The organism is Thermogutta sp., assembly GCF_039793925.1.
In the GTDB taxonomy this organism is placed as follows: domain Bacteria; phylum Planctomycetota; class Planctomycetia; order Pirellulales; family Thermoguttaceae; genus Thermogutta.
Genome location: NZ_JBAMME010000011.1, coordinates 2197 through 23605, shown reverse-complemented (window position 1 = coordinate 23605; position 21409 = coordinate 2197). Strand labels below are relative to the sequence as shown.

The following is a 21409-nucleotide window of genomic DNA, read 5'->3' as shown; positions in this document are numbered from 1 at the left end:
AACCGTTTAATTGTTGATATCGAATAGATGACGTCTGGAGAACCAACCGAAGAAGAGTTAAAAAGTTGGAATGCGTGAGTTCTCTGGATTGGCGGGTCTTCGTTGCGGGAGGCCACTGTGATGAACCGATTGATCCGGGTAGCCAGGGTACTGTGGTCGTGCCTGATCCTTGTTACGGTCGGATCGACAAGTATTGGTGAAGTTTCAAACGATATTCGCCCTTGGTCGAAGAATCCGCGTTATTGGGAATATAAAGGGAAACCTGTCATGCTTATTGGGGGCAGTAAGGACGATAACCTCTTCCAAATTCCGGATTTAAAGGACCATTTGGATGAAATGCTCCAGGTGGGAGCCAACTACATTCGCAACACCATGAGCGACCGCCCGGATAAAGGCTTCGAAGTCTACCCGTTCACAAAATTGTCAAATGGGAAGTATGACCTCAATCAGTGGAACGACGAATATTGGATGCGGTTTGAGAATATGCTGAAATGGACTGCTGAAAGAGACATCATTGTGCAGATTGAGGTATGGGATCGCTTCGACTATTCGCGGGCCAACTGGGAACTTCATCCCTATAATCCTAAGAATAATGTTAATTATTCGTACGAGGAGTCCGGTTTCGCAGAGCACTATCCCGATCATCCGGGAGCCAATAAACAGCCGTTTTTCTTCACGACACCTTATCAACGAGATAACAAGGTCGTTTTTCCGTATCAGCGGCGTTTTGTGGATAAACTTCTTTCTTATTCGTTGCAATATGGTCACGTACTGTACTGTATCGACAATGAAACATCTGGGGAGGAAGCCTGGGCCCGGTTTTGGGCGGAATATATCCAAAAACGTGCAAAGGAAGCGGGAAAAACGGTATGTGTCACCGAAATGTGGGATGACTGGGATCTGACCGCGGCAAGACACCGGCGAACGCTGGACCATCCCGAACTTTATGCATTTGCCGACATCTCGCAAAACAACCATCAAAAAGGGGAAACTCACTGGAAAAACTTTCTGTGGGTCCGCGATTATATCGTTGATCACCCGCGGCCGCTGAACAGTGTAAAAATCTATGGCGCAGACACTGGCAGGTATGGTACAGATCAGGACGGTATAGAACGGTTCTGGCGGCTTTTGCTGGGTGGCGCAGCGGCTGTGCGGTTTCATCGTCCGGAGGCAGGACTCGGGCTGTCGGAGAAGGCGAAGGCTTCCATTCGGGCGGCGCGGAAGGTCGAGAGCCTTATTCCCTGGTGGGAGCTGGAACCCATCCTCTCCATCCTTCACGAGCGTGATCCGAACGAGGCCTATGCCGCGTTGGCAACAGGAAAGGGGTGCGTCGTGTTCTTCACCAATGGAGGCGGTGTCGAAGTGGATGTGTCCAATTTGCCTAAAACGCTGATGGTTCATTGGATCGATGTGAGTACCGGCGAGTGGGCCAGCAGGCAGCCGCTGCCCGCAACCAGCAGGGTAGTATTAAAAGCTCCGGGGGCTGGTTCGTGGGTGGCGGTTATCACAGAAGACCAGAAGAAGTAAAGTAACCGAGATCGTCCGTTCCCAAGCAGCGTGCCGCTTCTCTTTGCGTAAAAAGACATTATACTGAAAAGTGTAGGCCATATCGCTAAGCGACCTAACCCATTGGTGGGCCGGCAATTCGTGGCACCTTTCTCTGGAAAATGCCTACAGTTTTTCTAACTCTCCGTCAGCGATTACCAGAGTAGTCGCTTCACAGACAAACCGGCCAAACTGGTTTTGTGGCACAGATGTTGTGAAGGATATCCCCTATGCGGCCAAAAATCGTACTGTGTTTTCCCCATGAAGAGCGGCATCGTCAGGCAATCGCGGCGGCCGCTCCGTGGGGTGATGTTGTGTCCGTGTCCCAGGAACGAATTGCGGAGGAATTGCTGGAGGCGGACATTTTTTGCGGTCATGCAAAAGTTCCGGTGGACTGGGATGCTGTGGTGAAACGGGGGCGTCTGGTGTGGATTCAATCGTCGGCGGCCGGGATGGATCACTGCCTGGTTCCTTCGGTCATCGCCTCGAATATCGTGGTGACAAGTGCGTCTGGTGTCCTGGCGGATCAGGTAGCGGAGCACACGGTCGCGCTCATTACAGCCTGGCTCCGCAGCCTTCGCACGTTCTTTTGGGCCCAGCAGCGGGAGGAATTTGTCAGACGCCCGACACGTGATCTCCATCGCGGCCGCATCCTCATCGTAGGCTTCGGAGGTGTTGGACGACGGCTTGCCCAGGTGTTGCAGGTATTCAAAACGCGTATTTCGGCGACAGACCTCTTCCCTGTCGATAAGCCAACGTATGTGGAAAAGCTGTGCCCGCCTGAATCCCTCGAAGAACTTCTACCTGAAGCGGACATCACGATTTTGGCGCTACCCCTCAACGATAAAACTCGGGGGATGTTTGGTCGGGACCAGTTTGCGCGGATGAAGTCGGGATCGCTATTTGTGAACGTTGCCCGGGGTCCTATCGTGCGAACCGACGACCTCGTCGACGCCCTTGAAAAAGGTCCCATCGCCGGGGCAGTGCTGGACGTGACCGATCCGGAGCCGCTCCCGCCGGGACATCCTTTATGGAGATTGTCCAATGTGATCATCACCCCTCATGTTGGGGGTCAATCGGCGACGCGGGCAGACGATATCACGCGACTAATTTGTGAGAACCTTCGACGCTGGCACACCGGGCAACCTCTCATTAATCTTGTGACCGATAAAACGGCCGGATTTCCGTTCCGGGACGGCTCAACGCCGCTTTGGATTGACGTGTGTGACTCGATCAAAGGGGATTTTTGAGTTTCTCCACCGGAGAACAGCCACGTGTTTGGTCTCATACCCGCGGTTGCTCCCGACCCTTGTTGGTTAGCCGCCTGAGCACAGAGTTATAGCCGGCTCTGTCCCCAGAGCAGGTTTTGGCGGCGCTTCTGTGCTATGATGTTTAGGAAGTTGCGGCGATTCGGCGGGAGAACACTATGGAACCACTTTTTTTTGAGCCATTTTTTCGGGAGCAAATTTGGGGTGGGCGACAACTGGAAGCGGTGTTGGGCAAGCCTCTTCCCAGGGATGGCTGCTTCGGAGAGTCTTGGGAGATAAGCGCCCATCCTTTTCACGTCAGTCAGGTTAAGGGAGGCCGCTTTGAAGGATGGTCTCTCACCGAGCTTTGGTCGGCCTTTAAGAAAGAGCTGTGGGGTGAGAAGGGCGAACCGCAGAAGGAGTTTCCCTGGCTCATCAAATTTTTGGATTGCCGGGATTATCTTTCTATTCAGGTGCATCCTGACGATGCCCTGGCCGCGATATATTGCCCATCCGAGAAAGGTAAGTTCGAAGTCTGGACGGTCGTGGAGGCCGAACCAGGGGCGAAGATCTTTGCCGGTCTGAAAGCGGGTGTACGGCCCGACGAGCTCCGAGACGCCCTTCAACGAAAAGAACCGGAGACGTGCCTCCACGAAATGACACCCCGCGTGGGGGACGTGATTGTCATGCCCCCGGGAACCGTCCACTCTGCCGGGGGCGGCGTCCTGGTGGCAGAGGTGCAGACGCCCAGTGACGCCACATTCCGGCTCTACGATTGGAATAGGACGGACCGAAACGGGCTTCCAAGACCCCTTCACATTGAAGAGGCTCTTCGCGCGATCAACTGGGATCAGAGACCGCGCTTCGTAGCAAAGGCGCGGGAAGTTTATCGCGATACGGGTGCGGTGGGAGAACTCTTGGTGGAAGGTCCCCCATTCGTCCTGCGACGATGGACCGTTTCGCCGGGGGCCAGGCTTTTGATCAGCCGTGATGTGCTGGCCGCGTGGTTGGTGCTGTTGGGCAGCGGGGAACTCCTTGTCGGTGATTCGGTCTTCCCGATGAATCGGGGTGACACCGTTTTGATTCCCGGAAGCTGCCCTGATGTGCGGTGGGAAACGACGTCGGCCGGACGTGCGATCTTGCTTTCCTGTCATCCCTTGTGATTTGTACAACCTAGGCCAAACCGAGGACGCGGGGGCCCCTCCGGCATGAAAATAGTGCAATCTCACCGCAGCGAACCACCCGGAGAACTTGCTCCGGCCGCGTACTGCCATGACTGGCACTTCGTACGGCTGAGTCAATTGCGGTCGGCAAATGGTCTTATCATTCCCAAAACTCATTCATAAAATGAAGGGCATGGAAAGCGTGCAGCCGGACACGGAGGCGATTGCGACGAACCTGGGCTTCCTCGTCGACCTCATCCGTGCCCGCGATGACTTCGCTCGGTTGCTCGCGTTGCTCCGCTTCGGTCACGGTGCTCTAGCTGACGAAGCGGCGGGCTCAGGTTCTGCGCTTCTGGCGGCGAGCCTTGCTGGGGCATGCTCGGGCGTTGTACTCGTGGTCGTGCCTGACGAGCAGTTCGCCGATACGCTTCTGGAAGATCTCAGGCTTTTCGGAGTTGACGAGGTTGCTCTTTTTCCGGCGCTGACATCGCCTTTTGAAAAACCGCGGGCTGAGGATGAGACGCTGGGTGAGCGGCTGAGAATTCTGTTGCGTCTGATTCGGTCCCAATTCCCCCGGGTGATCGTCGCCTCCGGGGAGTCGCTTCTGCAGACCGTTCCGCCCGTGCGGGTGCTCGAAGAATGTCTGTGGACGTTGAGAATCGGTGACCATCTGGACGTTGCGGCTTTTTTGAAGGCAATTGGGGACCACGGCTACCGGAGTGTCCCCACGGTGGCGATGCCCGGCGAGTTTTCACTGCGGGGCGGGATTCTCGACGTGTTTGCGCCCGAGTGGACCGCTCCTCTCCGCATCGAACTCTTTGACGAGCGTGTCGAATCGCTCCGGCATTTTGATGTTTCGTCGCAGCGAAGTGTGGAGCGGGTGGAGGAAATCACGCTTATCCTTTGTGCTCCTACGGAACAGCCGGCGGGATCGTTTTTTGACTATCTGCCGCCTGAAAGCTGGACGGTGTGGATCGATCCGCAGGGCATTGAGGCCTCTTCGCGGAGCTACCTCGCTCGATTGGAAAAACGCCAATTCCATCATGCCTGGGAAAAAATCGTTCAGGATTCCCGGAGGTTTGCGCGGCTGGAAATTTGGGACATCGCGCCGGAAAACCAAAGCGAAGTTTTCCACGGGCAGATGGAATCCGTAGAGCGGTTTTCCGGGGATGTTGAACGGGTGCGGGAAGAGCTGGATGCGGTAGCCGGTGACTTTACCGCGTATCTGGTTTGCACTGCTTCCGCCGAAGTTGAGCGACTCCGGGAGCTTTTCGCCGGCACACGGATTGCGAGGTCCGGTAATCTTCATTTCGTGGTGGGGCGGCTCTCGCGGGGATTTCGACTTCGGTCTGACAAGATTGTTGTGCTCAGCGTCAATCAGCTCTTCCAAAGAACCGAGCTCCGCATCCCCGCACGACGGCCAGAGTCTCGCCCCATCGAGGATTTTTTGGATTTGAAAGAGGGAGACCTGGTCGTTCACGTGGCACACGGGATTGCCCGGTACCGTGGGTTGACGCTTCTTGAGAAAGGCGATCAGGTCGAGGAGCACCTGCTGCTGGAGTTTGCCGAGGGAACCAAGCTCTATGTGCCGACCTCCAAGATTGGTCTCGTTCAAAAATACATCGGAGGCGCTCGGGCGCGGCCGAAACTATCCAAGCTTGGCGGGCGAACGTGGGTCAAGCAAAAGCAGGCGGTAGCGGCAGCCGTCTTCGACCTGGCCGCGGAAATGCTCGAAATGCAGGCCATCCGGCAGACCCGTCCTGGCATCGCCTTCCCGCCAGATACCGTTTGGCAGCGGGAGTTCGATGCCTCCTTTCCATTCGAGGAAACACCGGATCAGTTGGAGGCCATGGCGGCCATCAAACGCGACATGATGAGTCCACGGCCCATGGATCGGCTCCTTTGCGGGGATGTTGGCTTCGGCAAAACGGAGCTAGCGATGCGGGCAGCGTTTAAGGCGGTGGATGCTGGGTACCAGGTCGCGATGCTGGTTCCGACGACCATCCTCGCCGAACAGCACGTGCGGACTTTCCGGGAAAGGATGGCGGAGTTTCCCATCCGGATTGAGTGCCTGTCCCGCTTTTGTACCTCCAGAGAGGAAGCTGAAATCCTTAAAGGGCTTGCCGAAGGGACGGTCGATATTGTGATCGGCACGCACCGACTGGTCCAACCGGACGTTCGGTTTCACAACCTGGGACTTATTATTATCGACGAAGAACAGAGATTTGGGGTCGAAATCAAGGAGCGGCTGAAGTCGTTCCGACAGACTGTTGACGTGCTCACCATGACGGCCACGCCCATTCCGCGCACTCTGCACATGGCGCTGGTCGGTCTGCGTGATATCAGCACGCTCCGCACACCTCCTCAGGATCGTTTTGCGGTGGAGACGCACGTGTGTCGATTTGATCCCCATTTGATTCGGCAGGCTGTGTTACGGGAGTTGAACCGTCACGGTCAGATCTACTTCGTTCACAACAGGGTCAAGGATATCGACGCCGTTTACCGGATTCTCTGCCAAATCGTACCTGAAGCACGGATCCGGGTTGCGCACGCGCAAATGCCCGATCATCAGCTTGAAGAGATCATGCTGGCGTTTGTGCGTCACGAGTTTGACCTTCTCCTGACCACCACGATTATTGAGAGCGGATTGGACATCCCTTCCGCAAATACGATTTTCATCGATATGGCGGAACGCTTCGGCCTGGCCGACTTGCACCAGCTTCGGGGCCGGGTTGGGCGTTACAAACACCGGGCCTACTGCTACTTGCTGATTCATCCTCATCAACGGCTCAACCCCAATGCCCAGCGGCGGTTGCAGGCGATTGAAGAATACAGCGAACTTGGTGCTGGTTTCGCGCTGGCCATGCGGGACCTGGAAATTCGTGGCGCGGGCAACATTCTGGGGACCGAACAGAGCGGACACATCGCAGCAGTAGGATATGAGCTTTACTGCGAACTTCTCGAGCAGGCCGTCCGCCGCCTCAAGAAGTTACCGCCGGCGACTTCCATTGATGTGGACGTGGATCTGCCCTGCCAGGCGTATCTTCCCGATTCGTATATCCCGGATATTCGCACGAAAATTGATCTTTATCGGAAACTGGCCCGTCTTACCGAAGTTTCCCAATTGGTGGACTTCGCTCAGGAATTGCGGGATCGGTTTGGTCCCCTGCCCTCACCAGTGGAACGGCTGTTGGAATTGCACGAACTGCGGATCCACGCGCACTGGTGGCGGATTCGCAACATCCACCAGGAAGCCACTTTTGTCGTCTTTCAATATGTTTCTCGAAAAAAAATGGAGGATTTACGGAAACTGGCCAAGGAACGACTCCGCATCGTGGACCACGAGTCTGCCTATCTAGTGGCCGACGATTGGGTGGGCGATATCGACCGGCTTCTCTCCGAGCTCAAAGCGCTGTTGCAGCAGCGTGCGGAGGATTCTTATAATCCGCGGGCTTGATTCGCCATTGAAAAATGCAAGGCCGATGATACGGGTGCCTTTTCGAGTCTTACCGTGGCGGTGAAATATCTCGGAACGATCATCCTCGGCTTGTGTCTGCCAATCGGGCTGATCCTTTATTGGGCGCCCGAGGAAGGCGCTCATTTTTTACGCTTTCTGGGGCAATTGGGCAGTGAGCTTGGGCATACTTTGGTCAGTCGGGTGACAGCGGCGGAATCCCACATTACGAAACCTGATTCCCCGAGTGAGGCGGCCTCCGGTAAGAGCACAGAGCTAACGAGGGTTCTCGGCGTGCCGACCGTCAGGCGACCCGCTTGGCCTCCACGATTTGATGATCCCCCCGTGGCTGATGGCCCACAAAGTCAGGTAGATATCCCAGCACGAAATGATTCTCAATCCCCAATGACTCCCAGGGCCACTGCGCCTTCTCAACGCGACGCTCTGCCGGAACCACCTGCTTCGCTGCCACAACAGTCGGCGAGTGAGCCCCCGACTTATCCGACAACTTCTCGGCCAGTGACCAGTTGGGAGCCTTCACAAGTTCGACCTGTTTTTGATCCAATGGAAGCTCAAGTTGTCCGGTTGCCGGACGTCGCAGGGGCGAGCCGCCCGCAGGCTTCCGGTCCGACTGCTGTGGCCAACGGATTTCCAGGGTATGGGTCTGGTGTTGCACATGTCGGAGATGTGAGAGCGTCGTCTTCACCAAGCGAAACCGCGGGAATGAGCTGGGCCACGCTGCCCCAGTTTTCTGAAGACTCCCGGGCACAAGCCGCGAGTTTTGTCGCACCTGGGGAGGTAACGGTGTCAGATCAGGAAACTTCCCGCGGCGACGGTTCCTCTCTTTCCGAGTGGGCCAGGACAGCGGCATCGCTCCAAACCGACCGCGTCGGGGATTTTCGGCAGGAAATCTGCGAGCAAGCGCGGGTGCTGGCGCGCGTAGGGTCAGAGGTCATTCTCGCTGGTGAAATTCTTGGGGCAGTGACGGAAATTCTTCTGCCCTATCAGGACAAAATACCCGTTGTGGTGTACGAGCAGTACAAGCAGCAGCTGATGCGGCAGCTTCTAAAGAAACGTATCGAAATGAAACTTGTTTACGAAGACATTAAACGTAAGATTCCTCGGGAAAATCTTGAGCGGATTGAGCAGGAAATCGCCAAGTTCTTCGAGGAAAAAGAAATTCCGGCGCGGCTTCGCAAAATGGGGCTTCAGTCTGCCAAAGAGTGGGACGAACGTCTCCGCAGTGTGGGGAGTTCTCTGGAGCATGAAAAGCGGGCGTTTATCGAAGGAACACTCGCTCGTGATTGGATCAAACAGCAGTTAACCTCGGCCAGTTCTATGGCCAGGACCTTATCACCAGAGGTTCTCTGGGAATACTACCGTACCCATATGAAGGAGTTCGAACAGCCCGCCGAGGTCCGCTGGCAGCAGCTTATGGTAAGGAAGCGGCCAGATCGCTCGGATGCAGAAGCATATGCCAAGCTTGCAGAGCTGGGTAATCGAGTTTTGCGGGGCGAGCCGTTCGAAGAGGTCGCCCGCTCTGGATCCGAAGGGCCGACCGCCTCTGAAGGAGGTGAAAGAGAACCGGTGCAGCCTGGGAGTTTGCGGTCCCGCGTCCTCGAGGAGGCCCTGTTCTCTCTGCCCGTCGGCCAGCTTAGCCCCATCCTGGAGGATGAACAGGGATTTCACATCGTGCGAGTTCTGGAACGCCGCGAGGCAAGCCGGATTCCGTTCACCGAAGCCCAGGTGCGTATCCGGGAGCGGCTGGCAGAGGAAGAAAAAGAAAAGCAGTTGAACGAGTATCTTGCAAAGCTCCGCGCGGAAATTCCTGTATGGAATATTTACGAAGCCCCAACGGAAGATTCCCGTCTGTTTCCTGCGTCTGGACAAGGCAACAGCGCACCGTGATCAGCTTTGGGGTGGCTCGTGTAATCAAGTCCTCAAAGCCAGCGCAGTCTGATCAGAACCGGGGCGGTACACGTTGTGCTATTCTCGGTTTGAATCCCGTGGTTTGGGTGAATTGAAGCACACCCTCATCAAAGCTCGAATTCGCCGCCGGGGAATGGACCTCCCACCGGCCGTTTGATAGAGACTTCGTGCGTGGGCTTGGGCGAGCGTTTGATCAAAGGCACAAAGGGACGCTCGGGATAACCGATATACAGTTGGCGGGGGCGGTGGATACGCTTGTTGGGTGTGAGATGCATTTCGCGCCAATGGGCAATCCAACCGGGTAGCCGCCCCAGGGCAAACAGAACCGTGAACATGTTTTTGGGAATCCCCATCGCCCGATAAATGATGCCCGAGTAGAAATCCACATTCGGATAGAGCTTTCGCTCGACGAAGTAGGGATCTTTCAGAGCGATTTCCTCGAGCTCCTTGGCCAACTCGAATAGGGGATCTGTGCCAATTTTCTTGGCGATCAGACGGTCGGCCATCTTTTTGATGATCCTGGCGCGGGGATCGTAATTCTTGTAAATGCGGTGTCCAAAACCCATCAACCGGAAAGGATCATTGGGATCCTTCGCCTTGTCAATGTACTTTCCGATGTTGCGGTTGTCTGCAAGGATCTGCTCCAGCATATTGATGCACGCTTCGTTTGCTCCACCGTGAAGCTGTCCCCACAGGGCGCAGATTCCCGCCGAGATGGCAGAGAAGAGATTCACGTTACTGGAACCCACCATCCGCACAGCCGATGTGCTGCAGTTCTGGCCGTGATCGGCATGGAGGATCAGCAGAAGATTGAGGGCCTCAACAAAATCCGGATCCATCCGGTAGCGTTCGCTGGGGACCGCAAACAGCATGTACAGGAAATTTTGACAGTACGTCAGGTGATTTTGCGGATAAACAAACGGCTGGCCGATCGACTGTTTGTAGCCGAAAGCCGCGATGGTGGGCATCTTCGCCATGAGGCGGTAAATAGAAAGCTGACGCTGAGCCTCGTCCAGAGGATCCAGTGAGTCCTTGCAATAAATGGCCAGCGCTCCCACCACCGAACTGAGGATGGCCATCGGATGTGCGTCGGGCGGAAAACCCGCAAAAAGCTGTTTCATCCCCTCGTGGAGGAGCGTGTGCCGACGGATGTTGTCGCGAAATTCTTCCAGTTGGTCCGCCGTCGGCAATTCACCGTAGATGAGCAGGTAGGCGACTTCCAGAAAATCGCAGCGCTCCGCAAGCTCCTCGATCCGGTAGCCGCGATAGCGGAGAATGCCCTTTTCTCCATCGATGTAGGTGATGCTACTGGTTGTGCCGCCCGTGTTGGCAAAGCCATCATCCAGTGTGATGTAACCGGTCATCTGATAGAGTTTCGATATATCGATGACCCGGTTACCTTCCGTTCCTACGCGGATCGGCAACTCGTATTCTTTGCCGTCCAGAATCAGCTTTGCGACCTCTCCCATAGACGCTCCCAATCATTCGGCAAGAGAAACTCGTGTGACCGGTTTCCGAACCCTCCCCCTCGCAACGGTGCGTTCCACCCGAAAAATCGCATTTTACGAGGCAACGCCCCCTGCGACCAGATGCCTCTTTGCCAAGCCGCTAGGCCGATTGCCGAAACTCCCAACGAACGGGTGTTGAACGCGGCAACCTTGCCGATTCCACGAAAGTCAGATCTAAACTATCATGATAAGATAAGTCGTGATGCCGTGCAACTAGTGACAGTGGGAATTGGCATTGCCGAAGTCATGACACTTCTTCATTTCGGAGTGTCGAACCGGCCGGTAACTGTAAAAAAGCGCCTTCACCCAATTAGACAGAGGCTGTCAACGAGTGCATCGCACCAACCCGAAAATGGAATGACCTGCGATATGCGTTTTGTCTCCACCACGCGACAAGCCAGTACTGGGTGCCATCGGGCGTCCGTCTGGCCGAGAGCTGGTTTGGTCGAGCTCGTCACACAATGGGAAGGCCCGGGGAGTTCTACGGGGCCACCTGCTCAACCAGCGTTGCGTTTCCCCAACTCTTTTCCGGTGGATCGAGGAGTTGCACCGACTCGGCCACAAGGAGAGGCCCACGACCGTCCGCAGAACGAACTTTTCGCCCGACGATCCCCACCTGATGGCCCACGTAGGTGCGAAGCACCGTCCCCGGAGCCGGACGGAGATAGGCTTCGATTTCTCCGCGCTCGTTGATCACTTGGTACGGTGGGTCGGACGGGCGTCTCACCTGCGCTCGAACAAGGCGTCCCACGGCGTCAAACCGCTGGCGCCGCAGTTCGTTCAACTCCCTCGCAATCTCCTCTCTGGTGGGAATGGGCCGGTATGGCTGCCCCATCTCGGGACTGACTTGCGCCTGGCCCTGCGTAAGCGGCTGAATTGCAGCGGTTGCATTGCCCAGGGGTTGTGTGACAAAGGAGGCCTGGGCCACTTCTGGAGAGGCCTGTGGAGTCTCCGGTGTCAAAGGGAGGCGGGGAACCGCGGGGTCAGACGTCGGCTGGAAAAACGCGGCCGAACTTGGATGAATAGCAGGGATCACAAGCCGGGTGGCGGGTGCGGGGATCTCCGTTAAACTCGATTGGCCTGAAAGCGCGGTCGCAGAAGTATCAGGAGTCGGTAGCACCATGGGCGGTTGCGTGCCAGGAAAGCCCGCGGAGACGATGCTGGAAGATAACGTGGCTTTGGCCGCCTGGGCGATTTGCCTGGCTTCTGCAATACGTTCGACAAGGGCTTTCAAACGTGTCACCTGAGACGGGGACAGCGGCTGCGCGGCCAAATAGGCCAGTGCGTCTTCTAGGGGTTTGAGATCCCACATGGTCGGGTCCTGCGTCAGCATTCTATTAAATTGGGCCTCAATGTGGTCCAGGCGTGCATCTACAGATGCCTGGCCTGGTGCAGGGGCGATTACACTGGCGAAAGTCGGGGATGTGGCGAAACTTTTGTCGGTGATCCTCTTCGATTGGACGCCAGGACCTAGGTGGACACTCGGCCGGGCTGACGGATTCCCCGCTGGACGCCAACCATCCCCCTGCTGCGTTCCACTTGTCTCGCCCGGCAACAGATACGACGCCGGCTTAATGGTGCCATTGTCTTCTGCCGTCTCGTTTTTCAGGCGGGTAGACGGTTGCTCCGCGGTTGTTCCCATCTGGTTTGGCCAGGCTGGCGGAGGGGGGGCGGGCACGGTGAGCTCTCTCAATTTGGACGTCATTATCCACACGGTTTGACCTTCAGCCAGACGGACAGCCGACCAGCCGCTGGGATCATCTAGAATCCATTCGACTACGTCGCCGGGATCAATCGTTGCGGCGATGGGATAGCTTTCACCGGGGCCTGTTCGTGCTGAGAGGGATATTCCCGGCATGCCGGGGGCGATCTGTCGCCACACCTGATCCGGAGGAATCTCGCCGCGACAAATCAGCGAGGCGAAAAGGACAAGAGAAGCTACGAGGAGTGTCAGCCTCACGAATTCGGCGAAGCTGTTGTGCCGTCCGCGCCGCCCTGTCCGTTCAGAGCTGGGTTGCTCCAAAGAATGGCCGGTAGCGCCTGGCGAAAAGGCCGCTGGAGCGCACTTTCGATATTTCCGGATGACGAAAGGTCGATTGACGGACCCTTCCATGTTGACAGTTTCCTGACAACTAAAAACAGTGAGTGACTTGGGACGACAATGCCTCGTGGGGCTTATATCAAATGAGAGGAAGTCGTGGCAAGATCGGCACGCGGAACCTGAATTGGAAATGGATAACACGAGCAGGACGTATAACCGGCGCAAAGTGGAGATTAGGGCAAACAGGAACCACAGTCGATCCAGTGGTCCGTCCATTGAGGGGGTTGACTCGAATAGCAAACCCCGATTTCCCCCTGATGGAAACGTACTGTCATTCTGCGCCTGCCCACGCCACTGGCGGATCACTGCCACGGAGAGTATTCTAACGGCGAATTGTTTGCCGAGTGCAAAAGGCTGATGGGTATTTTTACCATTTTTACGTTCGTTGGTTGGGGAGAATCGCTGTGATGTGCATCCGCAGAAAAGTGGGTTTCGTCGTGGGATTTCTCGTTGGGATGGTAATGGGAAATGCCTTTGCGGAGGGATCGGGAGCAGCGGATGTCCCAGAATCCAAAGTCCTCAAAGCGGGCGCGGCTGCGAGCAACATCACGCCTTGGCTTGACGAGCCGATCGTCGGCGGGTGGGAATCACCTCCGGGAAAATACATCCACGATGAGCTCTTCGCCCGAGCCCTTGTCTTGGATGATGGAACGACGAAAGTGGTGATCGTCGTGGTTGATAATCTGGGACTGGCCCGGGAGGTGTGCGATTTGGCGAAAAAGTGGATTCGGGAACATACAGGGATTCCTGAAGACCATATTTTGATCGCAGCAACACATACGCATTCATCTGTCAGTGCACGGCCAGCAAGCGTCCTCAAACCGGATCCTCAGATGTCCGATTACGCTAGTTTTGTGGCTCGGAGGATTTCGGACGGAGTGCGCCGCGCTGTGGCCCATTTGGAGCCTGCCCGCATTGCCTGGGCGACGTTGGACGTCCCTGAGCACCTCAACAATCGTCGGTGGTTCATGAAACCCGGCGTTCGGTTACTGAACCCGTTTGGCGGGGAGGACAAAGTCCGCATGAATCCGCCGGCGGGGAGTCCGGACCTGGTGAAGCCCGCCGGTCCGGTGGACCCCCAACTGGCGTTCATTTCCTTGCAGTCCCGTGACGGTCGGCCGATTGCTCTTCTGGCCAACTACTCGTTGCATTATGTCGGAGGAGTGGGGCCGGGCCACATTTCCGCGGACTATTTTGGTGTGTTTGCAGATCGAATCCAGCAATTGCTTGGCGCCGATCGCTTGGAGCCCCCGTTTGTCGGAATGCTTTCCAACGGGGCAAGCGGGGACGTCAACAACATCTCGTTCCAACGGCCCCGACCACCGAAAAAAACGTACGAGCAAATCCGCTACGTCGCTTACGACTTGGCACAGAAGGTATTCGATGCCCATCAGACGCTGCAATGGCATGATTGGGTCCCACTGGGAATGCGACAGCGTGAGCTTGTTTTAAAGGTGCGCAAACCCACGCCAGAACAGCTCAAGCGGGCACAGGAGATTCTGGCAGGCGCGCCACCGCTTCCGGAGCGACCTCACGAGGAAATTTACGCCCGTCGTGTCATGCAACAACACGAGGCGCCCGAAAACATTGCTGTTCCGCTACAAGCTCTGCGTGTCGGGGATCTTGGTATCGCCGCAATTCCGTTCGAAGTGTTCGCGGAAATCGGACTGGAGATTCGGGAAAAAAGCCCATTTCAACCCACGTTCACTATTTCCCACGCCAATGGCTCATACGGTTACCTTCCCACGCCTCGCCAGCACGAGTTGGGCGGCTACGAAACGTGGTTGGGGACCTGCAAGGTCGAAGAACAGGCTTCCATCAAAATCACCCAGGCAATTTTGGAGATGTTCCAGGAGCTTCGGCCTTAGTGGCCAGTATGCCCGACAACTGCCAGCTCTTTCGTCCTTGTGCGCGGGTGTGACTTTACTTGTTGCCTTTAGGGTTGAAGGGGTTCACCGAAGGTGATCACCGTTACTCGTGTTCGATGATGGACCTGCGGAGGAGTCTCCGCAGCACAACTGAAGTGAATCGTGTTGACGCCGTTTTTCACCTCAGGAATTTCCCCTTCTATCTGTGCGGTCGCAGTCAGGGCACCTCGGGCGTCGTATACGCGGACGGCTCCAGAACCGTCAAATTCCAGGTAATCCCCGCTGGTGAGCGTTACCGGGAAGGTGATGTGCCGCCCATTCAACTCCAGAGTTGGCCGGGTGATTTTAATCGACACAAGGGGCATAACACGCACAGGGCTGATTAGGCATGTCGTGCTTCCTTGTGCCGGGACGTTGTTGACGTAAATGTTGAGCTCGCTCACATGGTTGCGGATGAGGGGAGAGCGGTAAACCACGGCATAGTAACTTCCATAGGGCCAAACGTAACGGTGGAATTCGTCGGCATCGCGTTCCCGCAGAAGCAGTTCAACATATCGCCAACCCTGGAAATCAAGCTGGACGTAATGCTCGTCACACGTGGGCCAGTAATGGAGAGGGTTACTCAACTGAAGATTCAACACGGCCCCGCTTCCATCGCCACGCACCCAAAAACCCAGGGCTCCTCGATCTTCAAAATCAATGGGCGGTTCAAAAGTCTTTGTGAGCTTCGCCCAGGCACCTTTTGGTGAATTGCCCGAGTTACGCACGGAATACTTTCCACTTCGCTCCCCAGTTTTAACATCGTCTTGAACAAGTTCAAACTGTGCTGTGACGTTCGCTGCTTGGGCAGCTTGACTGAGTTCATCCGCTGATTTAAGCGAAAGAATCTCCAGGGCGCGCGAGCTGTCATAGGGTTCGACACCATAAAGGGCCTGGATTCGGACGCGGAGCGGCTGGGGCGAATAGCGATTTGTCACCTGCCAAGTGGTGCTCTCCGGAATGGCCGCCGTGATCTTGTGTGGTATGTAGTCCGCTGGGCGAAAGCTCCAGGATCCATCCGCATGAAGCTCTAAATGGAAATCCTGGCCCTCTTCCTTGAGTCGATCGCGGATACTTTGAGGAACCTGCTGGGAAAGCCGCAACCGCTCGTAGTGCGCAAGCATGTTCAGGTATTCTGGCTGACGGGCACATGGAGGATTGGGGCCGGGAGCGACTCCCTGAAATGAGAGCGGCATTCCATAGGCAAGGGCTTTGACGCAGAGATACTCAAACTCGTCGGGGAATTCGGCATCGTGATCCTGGGTGGGGCCGAGAATCGCCCACCAACCGAGCTGGACCGGCAACAAAGTACTCCTCCGATGTTCTTCGTTAGATCGGCAGTGCCAGTCTACAAACGGCTTCACTCCCCAGTTAGGATGGTCCCATGCGCCCAGGCGAGAATGGAAGGACCAGGAATGGTAATCCCAGCAACTTGCTTCAACAAGGGCGGGACGCTTCAGCCGGCGGAAAATGGCCTCGCGCATCCGACTGATCCCGTACCAACTGCCGGGCATGCCTTCGGCCCCATCCATGTAAATCATGTCAAATTTGCAGGTATTGTACACATCGGCGATGGCCTGCGCGATTTCATCGACAAGGGTGGAGTTTTGGTCGGGCAGAAAACAGCCGTAACGCACAAAGAGATGCTCAACCGAACTTCCAGGCGGGTGAGTCTGAGGCTTTGTACCGAACGCTCCCCTTTTGCACCCGAGGAAACCGAAAGGAGGTTCCTGGGCCAGTGCATTGTACTGAATGAGCTCATTCCCGATCCGAAGAACGTTTCCCCGGCTTCCATAGGCCCAAACCGTATCCAAGTCGCCGGGCTTTTCCTGAACGACGATCCGATCGGCCTTCTCGTCGAGCGCTGCGGCAAGTGTGAATCGGGCATCAACCGCGAGACGGGGATCCGGTTGTGGTGTAACCCAGGGATCCGTTGGCGAAATACAACCCGTGAGCGTGTGCATACCTGCTTTCAGGCCCGCTGCATGGATTTTTTCCACAACCTGGCGCAATCCCTCAATGCCGTGGGGAAAAAGATCCTTTCGCGGCTGATAATGGCCGAGCGTCTGCTCCCAGCCGATCATGTGGATCTGCGCAATGCCGGCGTTCTTGGCGAGGTCGATCCACTCATCTGCATTCTCCTCGGAGACGGTCGCAAAGACGTAGGAGCCCTGTGTCTCCGGGGCGTCCAAAGCCCATGGGCCGCCAAGTGGCGAGCGAACAGCGTCCTCTGCTTCCAGCGTTTCCTTGAGGGTATCCCGAAGCCGGGCTGTTGGACATCCGACGAGAGCCACGGTCGCTCCGGCAAAACCATGTTCACGGGAGGCCACGGCAGAGACGTTCGCGACTTGCGAAGGTTGCTGGGAACTCGCCGCTTGCCCGCCGGAAGAGGGATCGGCTGTTAGCCGTACACTGTGGACCTGGCCGAGAGCAAGTAAGTTGAGCGATCGCACGGCTACGGCGAAATTGTCATCCTGGGCAATCCCCGCGATCCCGCTTGTCAACTGCGACGGTTTGACGAGCAAATTGAGCAAACGAAGTTCATCGGCATCACCCTCGACTGATGCGATGCGGAACGTAAAATGGTGCGGCCGAGATGTGACTTCCAGGGTGACGCGGGTATTTTCGAATTCGACCATGACCGTCTCGCCATTTTTGGTGCATTGCCGCGGAATAAATGTTTTCCCCGCGTGGCGGTATGTCATGAGGTAGCCTGGATGAGTCGTAATGAGTTGTTCACCGTGGCCGAGTTTGTCGGTGAAGCTTACATTTCGACCGTCGGGACCGATAACGTAGCGAACGAATTCATTCTCCAGGATGATTTCCTGGCTGAAACACGGCGCGGGCAGGTTGCTCCACAGTGCAACGAGGATAACCATAAGACCAACCTGGCACATCGGCAACAATGGAAGGGAGTCTCGTAGTGACCGCATGGGTGAACTCCTTGGGCAAGACTGAATGGTTCGCAGACAGAGGTCCTTGTACTGTGGCACACGTCTTTGAGTGTGGGCAGAAACGTGCTACCATTCGGCCCCAGTGGATTATGACACTTCCCGTCCTTGGCGGAAAGATCCGCGCAGGTCTGGCTCGATCGAACGCCTTTTGACGAAGGCGTATCATGGAAGGATATAACGTGTTATGCAACTGCCGGATGATTCGAGGCAACTGATGGCAATGGAGGCTGCCACGCTGCGTAGCCTGCAACTGGCGGAGGCAGCTCTTTCTCAAATTAAGCAGCAAATCGGCTCGCTACGTTCTTCTCTTGCACGCTTGGAGTGCGAGAAGTTCTGGATGAAATTCAAGCTGCGTTACGTACAGTGGGCGAGTGCCATTCGGAAGTGGTTGACGCTACCCGAGTGGATGCGGCTTCTCCTGTGGACGAGTGGGGGAATCACGCTGGCAGTGGGATTAGCGATCACAGTGGGGTCCGCAGCGGCAATCGTCGGGCTGATTCTCGGCTGCATGGTAGCGTTGATGTCTGCCTTTCCCAGTGATGCGGCCTTGCTTTCTCTCAGGGAAAGAATAACCGATCGCCTACCCCGGCTATTGGAATCGCGTAGACAACTTTTGGCCGAATTGGCCCGGAAGAAAGAGCAATTATCACTAGCGCAGCGGCAGTTGCAGACGGTTCGCGGCACCTTGGAGGAGATACGGCGGTCCCGGCTGCGTCGGCTCGCTGTTCTGGCCTCGGCGGATTGGCGGTCGCTCCGCGGTGAAAGGTTCGAACAGTTTCTCATACATGTTCTCAATGAGTTGGGCTATCGGACCTATCATACGGGAAAAAGCGGGGATCAGGGCGTGGACATCATCTGCGAGCGGCAGGGATACAAGATAGCAGTCCAGGTGAAGGGATACGCCAATAGTGTGGGCAATGACGCTGTGCAGGAGGCATACTCCGGTAAGGCCTTTTACCAGTGCGATGGCTGCGCGGTGATCACTAACAATGTTTTCACATCTGGGGCTCGCGAATTGGCAGAAAAAGTCGGTTGCGTGCTCATCGACCAGACGACGCTGCCGGACCTGATTTTCGAAAAAATTGACCTGATCGAATTGTCTCGCACTATCCAGCCGCGCTCTCAGGGAGCCGCGTGATGGGGCGGCGAGAAGCAAGCGTCGAAGATGAGCGGACGGCTTGCAGTGCGTCGTGGATCGCCATGACAAGATCCCAGTCGCTGCATGGTTTGGTGAGAAAGCGAAAAACTTGCCCGCGGTTGATGGCTTCAATCGCAGTTTTCAGATCCGGCTGTCCTGTCAGGATGATGCGGGCCGTGCGGGGAGAATGCTCTGCGATCCATGCGAGCAGTTCTGTACCACGTGTTCCCGGCATGTTCTGGTCACAGATCACGACATCGACAAGCCACCGTTTGAGAATCTCTTGGGCGTCTTCGGCACTCCGTGCAGTGAGAAGTTGAAAGGGTTGATGCCGCAGCGCGCGTGTTAATCCGCGCAGGACATTAACGTCATCGTCCACAATCAAGACCAGTGTGTCGCGTTCGGTGCTCATATCATCCGCCCAGATGACACTTCTCAGGGCTCGAGACTTCAATACTTTATCCCCCGGAGTTTAAGCGCGCAACGTTCTCGTTCAAAAAAGTCGTTGTATCTGGCGGTGCGGCGGCTTGCTCGCTGGCAATAATAGGACTCAGTTGCGACGTGTGGGCATTAGCTTCCTGCAAATCCCGTGTAGGCAGCCGAATGACGATTCGTGTGCCTCTATCCTCTTCGCTTTCCACCTCGACACTTCCCTGGTGGCCTTCCACGACCACCCTGTATAGGTGAACCAGAGAGCGGCGGGATGTGACGGAGGCTGGTTGATTGGCGAAATAGGGTTCGAGAAAGTTTCTCCGTTCTTCGGGTTGAATTGCGACACCGTTGTCGAAGAATTCAATCTCCACCCAGTCGGTGTCCAGGCGGCGAGTACGGACCGTGATGAGGCCCTCTTCATCCCGCAGGTTGCGGCGTTTTTCGATGGCCTCCGCGGCTCCAAGAAGAAGATTGGACATGGCCTGCCCAAAGGCTCCCGCCATCAGTGGAACTCGCGGGAGGGTGCTATCGAACTCTGTGACGATGCTGGCAATTTTGGAAACATGCGAGCGTGTCACGTCGATGGCAGCTTGAATCACAGCATTAAGGTCGTGAATTGTCTTTTCGCTTGCGTCAGGACAGGCAAAAGTCCGAAGGGTTTGCACTATTTTGGCGAGTCGCTGGACACCAGCAAGCGTTTCTTCGATCGCGTCAGGGAATTCCCGAGTGACCAGTTCTTCATCCAGCGTATTTTCCCCGGTGGGCGTGGAGGATCCGCATGCTTGTGCTGCCAGCTCTTGCAGATTTTGGCTGATGTGTTGCCAGCTCTCCCGTAAGAAATGCAAGTTGTGTTCCAAATACTGAAGCGGAGAATTCATCTCGTGGGAGAGTATTTCGGCAAGATGCCCAATAGCTTCGAGTCGCTCGGCCTGCACCAAACGGTCTTCCCAGCGCTTGCGATCGGTCAGGTCCACCGTGATTTCGCTGATATACCACTTGCCATCAGATGCTAGAAAAGGAATCGCGGTTGTCTGTACCGGTCGATTACCTTCGCGGGGCATCATCCGTTCTTGAGTCACCCGCATTTTGGTTCGCAAAGCTCTGGCGGTGGGGCACGCCCAGCAGGGGCTGGTTGTTCCGCAAAAATACTCGTGCGTGGTCTTACCGCGGTAATCGCCATAAACTGCGCGCCGCCATGGGTCCACGTATACCAGCCGGCATTCCTGATCCGCGATGCTCAATCCCGTACGTGTGACTTCCAGCACGAGTTCGGTTTGTCGCCGGAAGGCGTGGATTTCCTCTTCCACTTTTTTTCGCGTCAGGACCGTGCTCAAACGCTCGGCGAGTTCATTGACAAACATCCGATAGACGGCGAAGCCTTCGTCGTCGAGAAGCTCTTTGGGACAGCATATCTCCACTGCCCCCACGTATTCATCTCCTAGAAAAATGGCGGCGCTCAGTTTGTGTTCTGTTTCTTCATAAGACTCAGCCTGATAAACCTGACCACGAAAAATAATCCGCGAATAAACATTGGGAAGGTCCTGGAATATCCCCGCCAACAAATAGCTGGTCAGCTCCACCATCTCTTCAATGGAAGCGCCACGTTCGGCTAGATCGCTGAGTCCTGCCAGGCATTCGAGCTGACGATTACGCCGCTTCAACTGTTGCGCCTGGATGGCGAGCCGTTTTTCGTACTCAATTCGCTTTTCTTTTTCTTGTTCTTCCCGAACGTGGGCATCGACAATTGGGGCCAGAAATCGGGCGATCATTTCGAGGGTCCGCGCATCCTCCTGCGTGTAATCGCCCGATTTGTTGGCCAAAAAGATTGCCCCAACCAACCGCTCCTGAACGATGAGAGGCACGCCGAGAAAGCGGGTGATGGGGACGTGGCCAGGGGGAGTCGTAACTGGTTGATTGACGCACACGGTGATCTGCTGCTTGAGCACCTGCGCGAGGACACCGTCCAGCTCATCCAAGTCAAACACGATTTTTTTGTCTGCCATCTCGCAGCGATCCCACACGCGGCCAGTG

General features: G+C 56.0%; 13 protein-coding genes. 7 read left to right on the top strand and 6 right to left on the bottom strand.

The features are described 5' to 3' along the window. The first annotated feature begins 120 nt into the window (after positions 1-120). The 4 genes from ABJK56_RS00485 (at position 121) to mfd (ending at position 7412) form a co-directional block, all read left to right on the top strand. Positions 121-1527 carry a DUF6298 domain-containing protein gene (locus ABJK56_RS00485; RefSeq protein WP_347242706.1) on the top strand — a complete coding sequence of 469 codons (1407 nt, stop codon included), beginning with the start codon at positions 121-123 and terminating at the stop codon, positions 1525-1527. 248 nt (positions 1528-1775) lie between these two features. Further along, positions 1776-2795, top strand: a complete 1020-nt coding sequence (locus ABJK56_RS00480) for a D-2-hydroxyacid dehydrogenase (RefSeq protein WP_347242705.1) — start codon at positions 1776-1778, stop codon at positions 2793-2795. Positions 2796-2971: 176 nt separating this feature from the next. Then, entirely contained in the window at positions 2972-3955 is a 984-nt protein-coding gene (locus tag ABJK56_RS00475) for a type I phosphomannose isomerase catalytic subunit (RefSeq protein WP_347242704.1), read from the top strand. A 193-nt stretch (positions 3956-4148) separates the two neighbouring features. Further along, positions 4149-7412 (top strand): transcription-repair coupling factor, encoded by a 3264-nt coding sequence (mfd, locus tag ABJK56_RS00470; RefSeq protein ID WP_347242703.1) that lies wholly within the window; start codon positions 4149-4151, stop codon positions 7410-7412. 301 nt (positions 7413-7713) lie between these two features. Here mfd and ABJK56_RS00465 read toward each other — a convergent pair whose 3' ends face one another. After that, positions 7714-7974: a hypothetical protein gene (locus tag ABJK56_RS00465; protein WP_347242702.1), complete on the bottom strand. Its 261-nt coding sequence runs from the start codon at positions 7972-7974 to the stop codon at positions 7714-7716. Between the two features lie 158 nt (positions 7975-8132). Between ABJK56_RS00465 and ABJK56_RS00460 the strand changes: the two genes are divergently transcribed. Continuing rightward, on the top strand, positions 8133-9317 hold the full coding sequence (locus ABJK56_RS00460; protein ID WP_347242701.1) for a peptidylprolyl isomerase: 1185 nt from the start codon (positions 8133-8135) through the stop codon (positions 9315-9317). Positions 9318-9445: 128 nt separating this feature from the next. On the opposite strand, the gene ABJK56_RS00455 is transcribed toward ABJK56_RS00460, so the two are convergent. Both ABJK56_RS00455 and ABJK56_RS00450 read right to left on the bottom strand, forming a co-directional pair. Next, a complete protein-coding gene (locus tag ABJK56_RS00455) occupies positions 9446-10807 on the bottom strand; it encodes a citrate synthase (RefSeq protein ID WP_347242700.1) in 1362 nt (453 codons plus the stop codon). Between the two features lie 520 nt (positions 10808-11327). Next, positions 11328-12959: a hypothetical protein gene (locus ABJK56_RS00450; RefSeq protein WP_347242699.1), complete on the bottom strand. Its 1632-nt coding sequence runs from the start codon at positions 12957-12959 to the stop codon at positions 11328-11330. 395 nt (positions 12960-13354) lie between these two features. Here ABJK56_RS00450 and ABJK56_RS00445 point away from each other — a divergent pair, with 395 nt between their 5' ends. Further along, positions 13355-14815 (top strand): neutral/alkaline non-lysosomal ceramidase N-terminal domain-containing protein, encoded by a 1461-nt coding sequence (locus ABJK56_RS00445; protein WP_347242698.1) that lies wholly within the window; start codon positions 13355-13357, stop codon positions 14813-14815. A 68-nt stretch (positions 14816-14883) separates the two neighbouring features. Here ABJK56_RS00445 and ABJK56_RS00440 read toward each other — a convergent pair whose 3' ends face one another. After that, complete coding sequence (locus ABJK56_RS00440) at positions 14884-17787, bottom strand: hypothetical protein (protein ID WP_347242697.1); 2904 nt, start codon at positions 17785-17787, stop codon at positions 14884-14886. 205 nt (positions 17788-17992) lie between these two features. On the opposite strand from ABJK56_RS00440, the gene ABJK56_RS00435 reads away from it, so the two are divergent. After that, positions 17993-18946 carry a restriction endonuclease gene (locus tag ABJK56_RS00435; protein ID WP_347242696.1) on the top strand — a complete coding sequence of 318 codons (954 nt, stop codon included), beginning with the start codon at positions 17993-17995 and terminating at the stop codon, positions 18944-18946. Here the strand turns inward: ABJK56_RS00435 and ABJK56_RS00430 are convergent. After that, positions 18915-19358: a response regulator gene (locus tag ABJK56_RS00430; RefSeq protein WP_347242695.1), complete on the bottom strand. Its 444-nt coding sequence runs from the start codon at positions 19356-19358 to the stop codon at positions 18915-18917. The genes ABJK56_RS00435 and ABJK56_RS00430 overlap by 32 nt on opposite strands. A gap of 46 nt (positions 19359-19404) precedes the next feature. Continuing rightward, positions 19405-21409 (bottom strand): ATP-binding protein (locus tag ABJK56_RS00425; protein ID WP_347242694.1); only part of this gene is annotated, 2005 nt, incomplete at its 5' end.

What these genes read in the sequence shown, in the direction of transcription:
- ABJK56_RS00485 (WP_347242706.1), top strand. Translation starts at nt 121, where the DNA reads ATGAACCGATTGATCCGGGTAGCCAGGGTACTGTGGTCGTGCCTGATC.
- ABJK56_RS00480 (WP_347242705.1), top strand. Translation starts at nt 1,776, where the DNA reads ATGCGGCCAAAAATCGTACTGTGTTTTCCCCATGAAGAGCGGCATCGT.
- ABJK56_RS00475 (WP_347242704.1), top strand. Translation starts at nt 2,972, where the DNA reads ATGGAACCACTTTTTTTTGAGCCATTTTTTCGGGAGCAAATTTGGGGT.
- mfd (WP_347242703.1), top strand. Translation starts at nt 4,149, where the DNA reads ATGGAAAGCGTGCAGCCGGACACGGAGGCGATTGCGACGAACCTGGGC.
- ABJK56_RS00460 (WP_347242701.1), top strand. Translation starts at nt 8,133, where the DNA reads ATGAGCTGGGCCACGCTGCCCCAGTTTTCTGAAGACTCCCGGGCACAA.
- ABJK56_RS00455 (WP_347242700.1), bottom strand. Translation starts at nt 10,807, where the DNA reads ATGGGAGAGGTCGCAAAGCTGATTCTGGACGGCAAAGAATACGAGTTG.
- ABJK56_RS00450 (WP_347242699.1), bottom strand. Translation starts at nt 12,959, where the DNA reads ATGGAAGGGTCCGTCAATCGACCTTTCGTCATCCGGAAATATCGAAAG.
- ABJK56_RS00445 (WP_347242698.1), top strand. Translation starts at nt 13,355, where the DNA reads ATGTGCATCCGCAGAAAAGTGGGTTTCGTCGTGGGATTTCTCGTTGGG.
- ABJK56_RS00440 (WP_347242697.1), bottom strand. Translation starts at nt 17,787, where the DNA reads ATGCGGTCACTACGAGACTCCCTTCCATTGTTGCCGATGTGCCAGGTT.
- ABJK56_RS00435 (WP_347242696.1), top strand. Translation starts at nt 17,993, where the DNA reads ATGCAACTGCCGGATGATTCGAGGCAACTGATGGCAATGGAGGCTGCC.
- ABJK56_RS00430 (WP_347242695.1), bottom strand. Translation starts at nt 19,358, where the DNA reads ATGAGCACCGAACGCGACACACTGGTCTTGATTGTGGACGATGACGTT.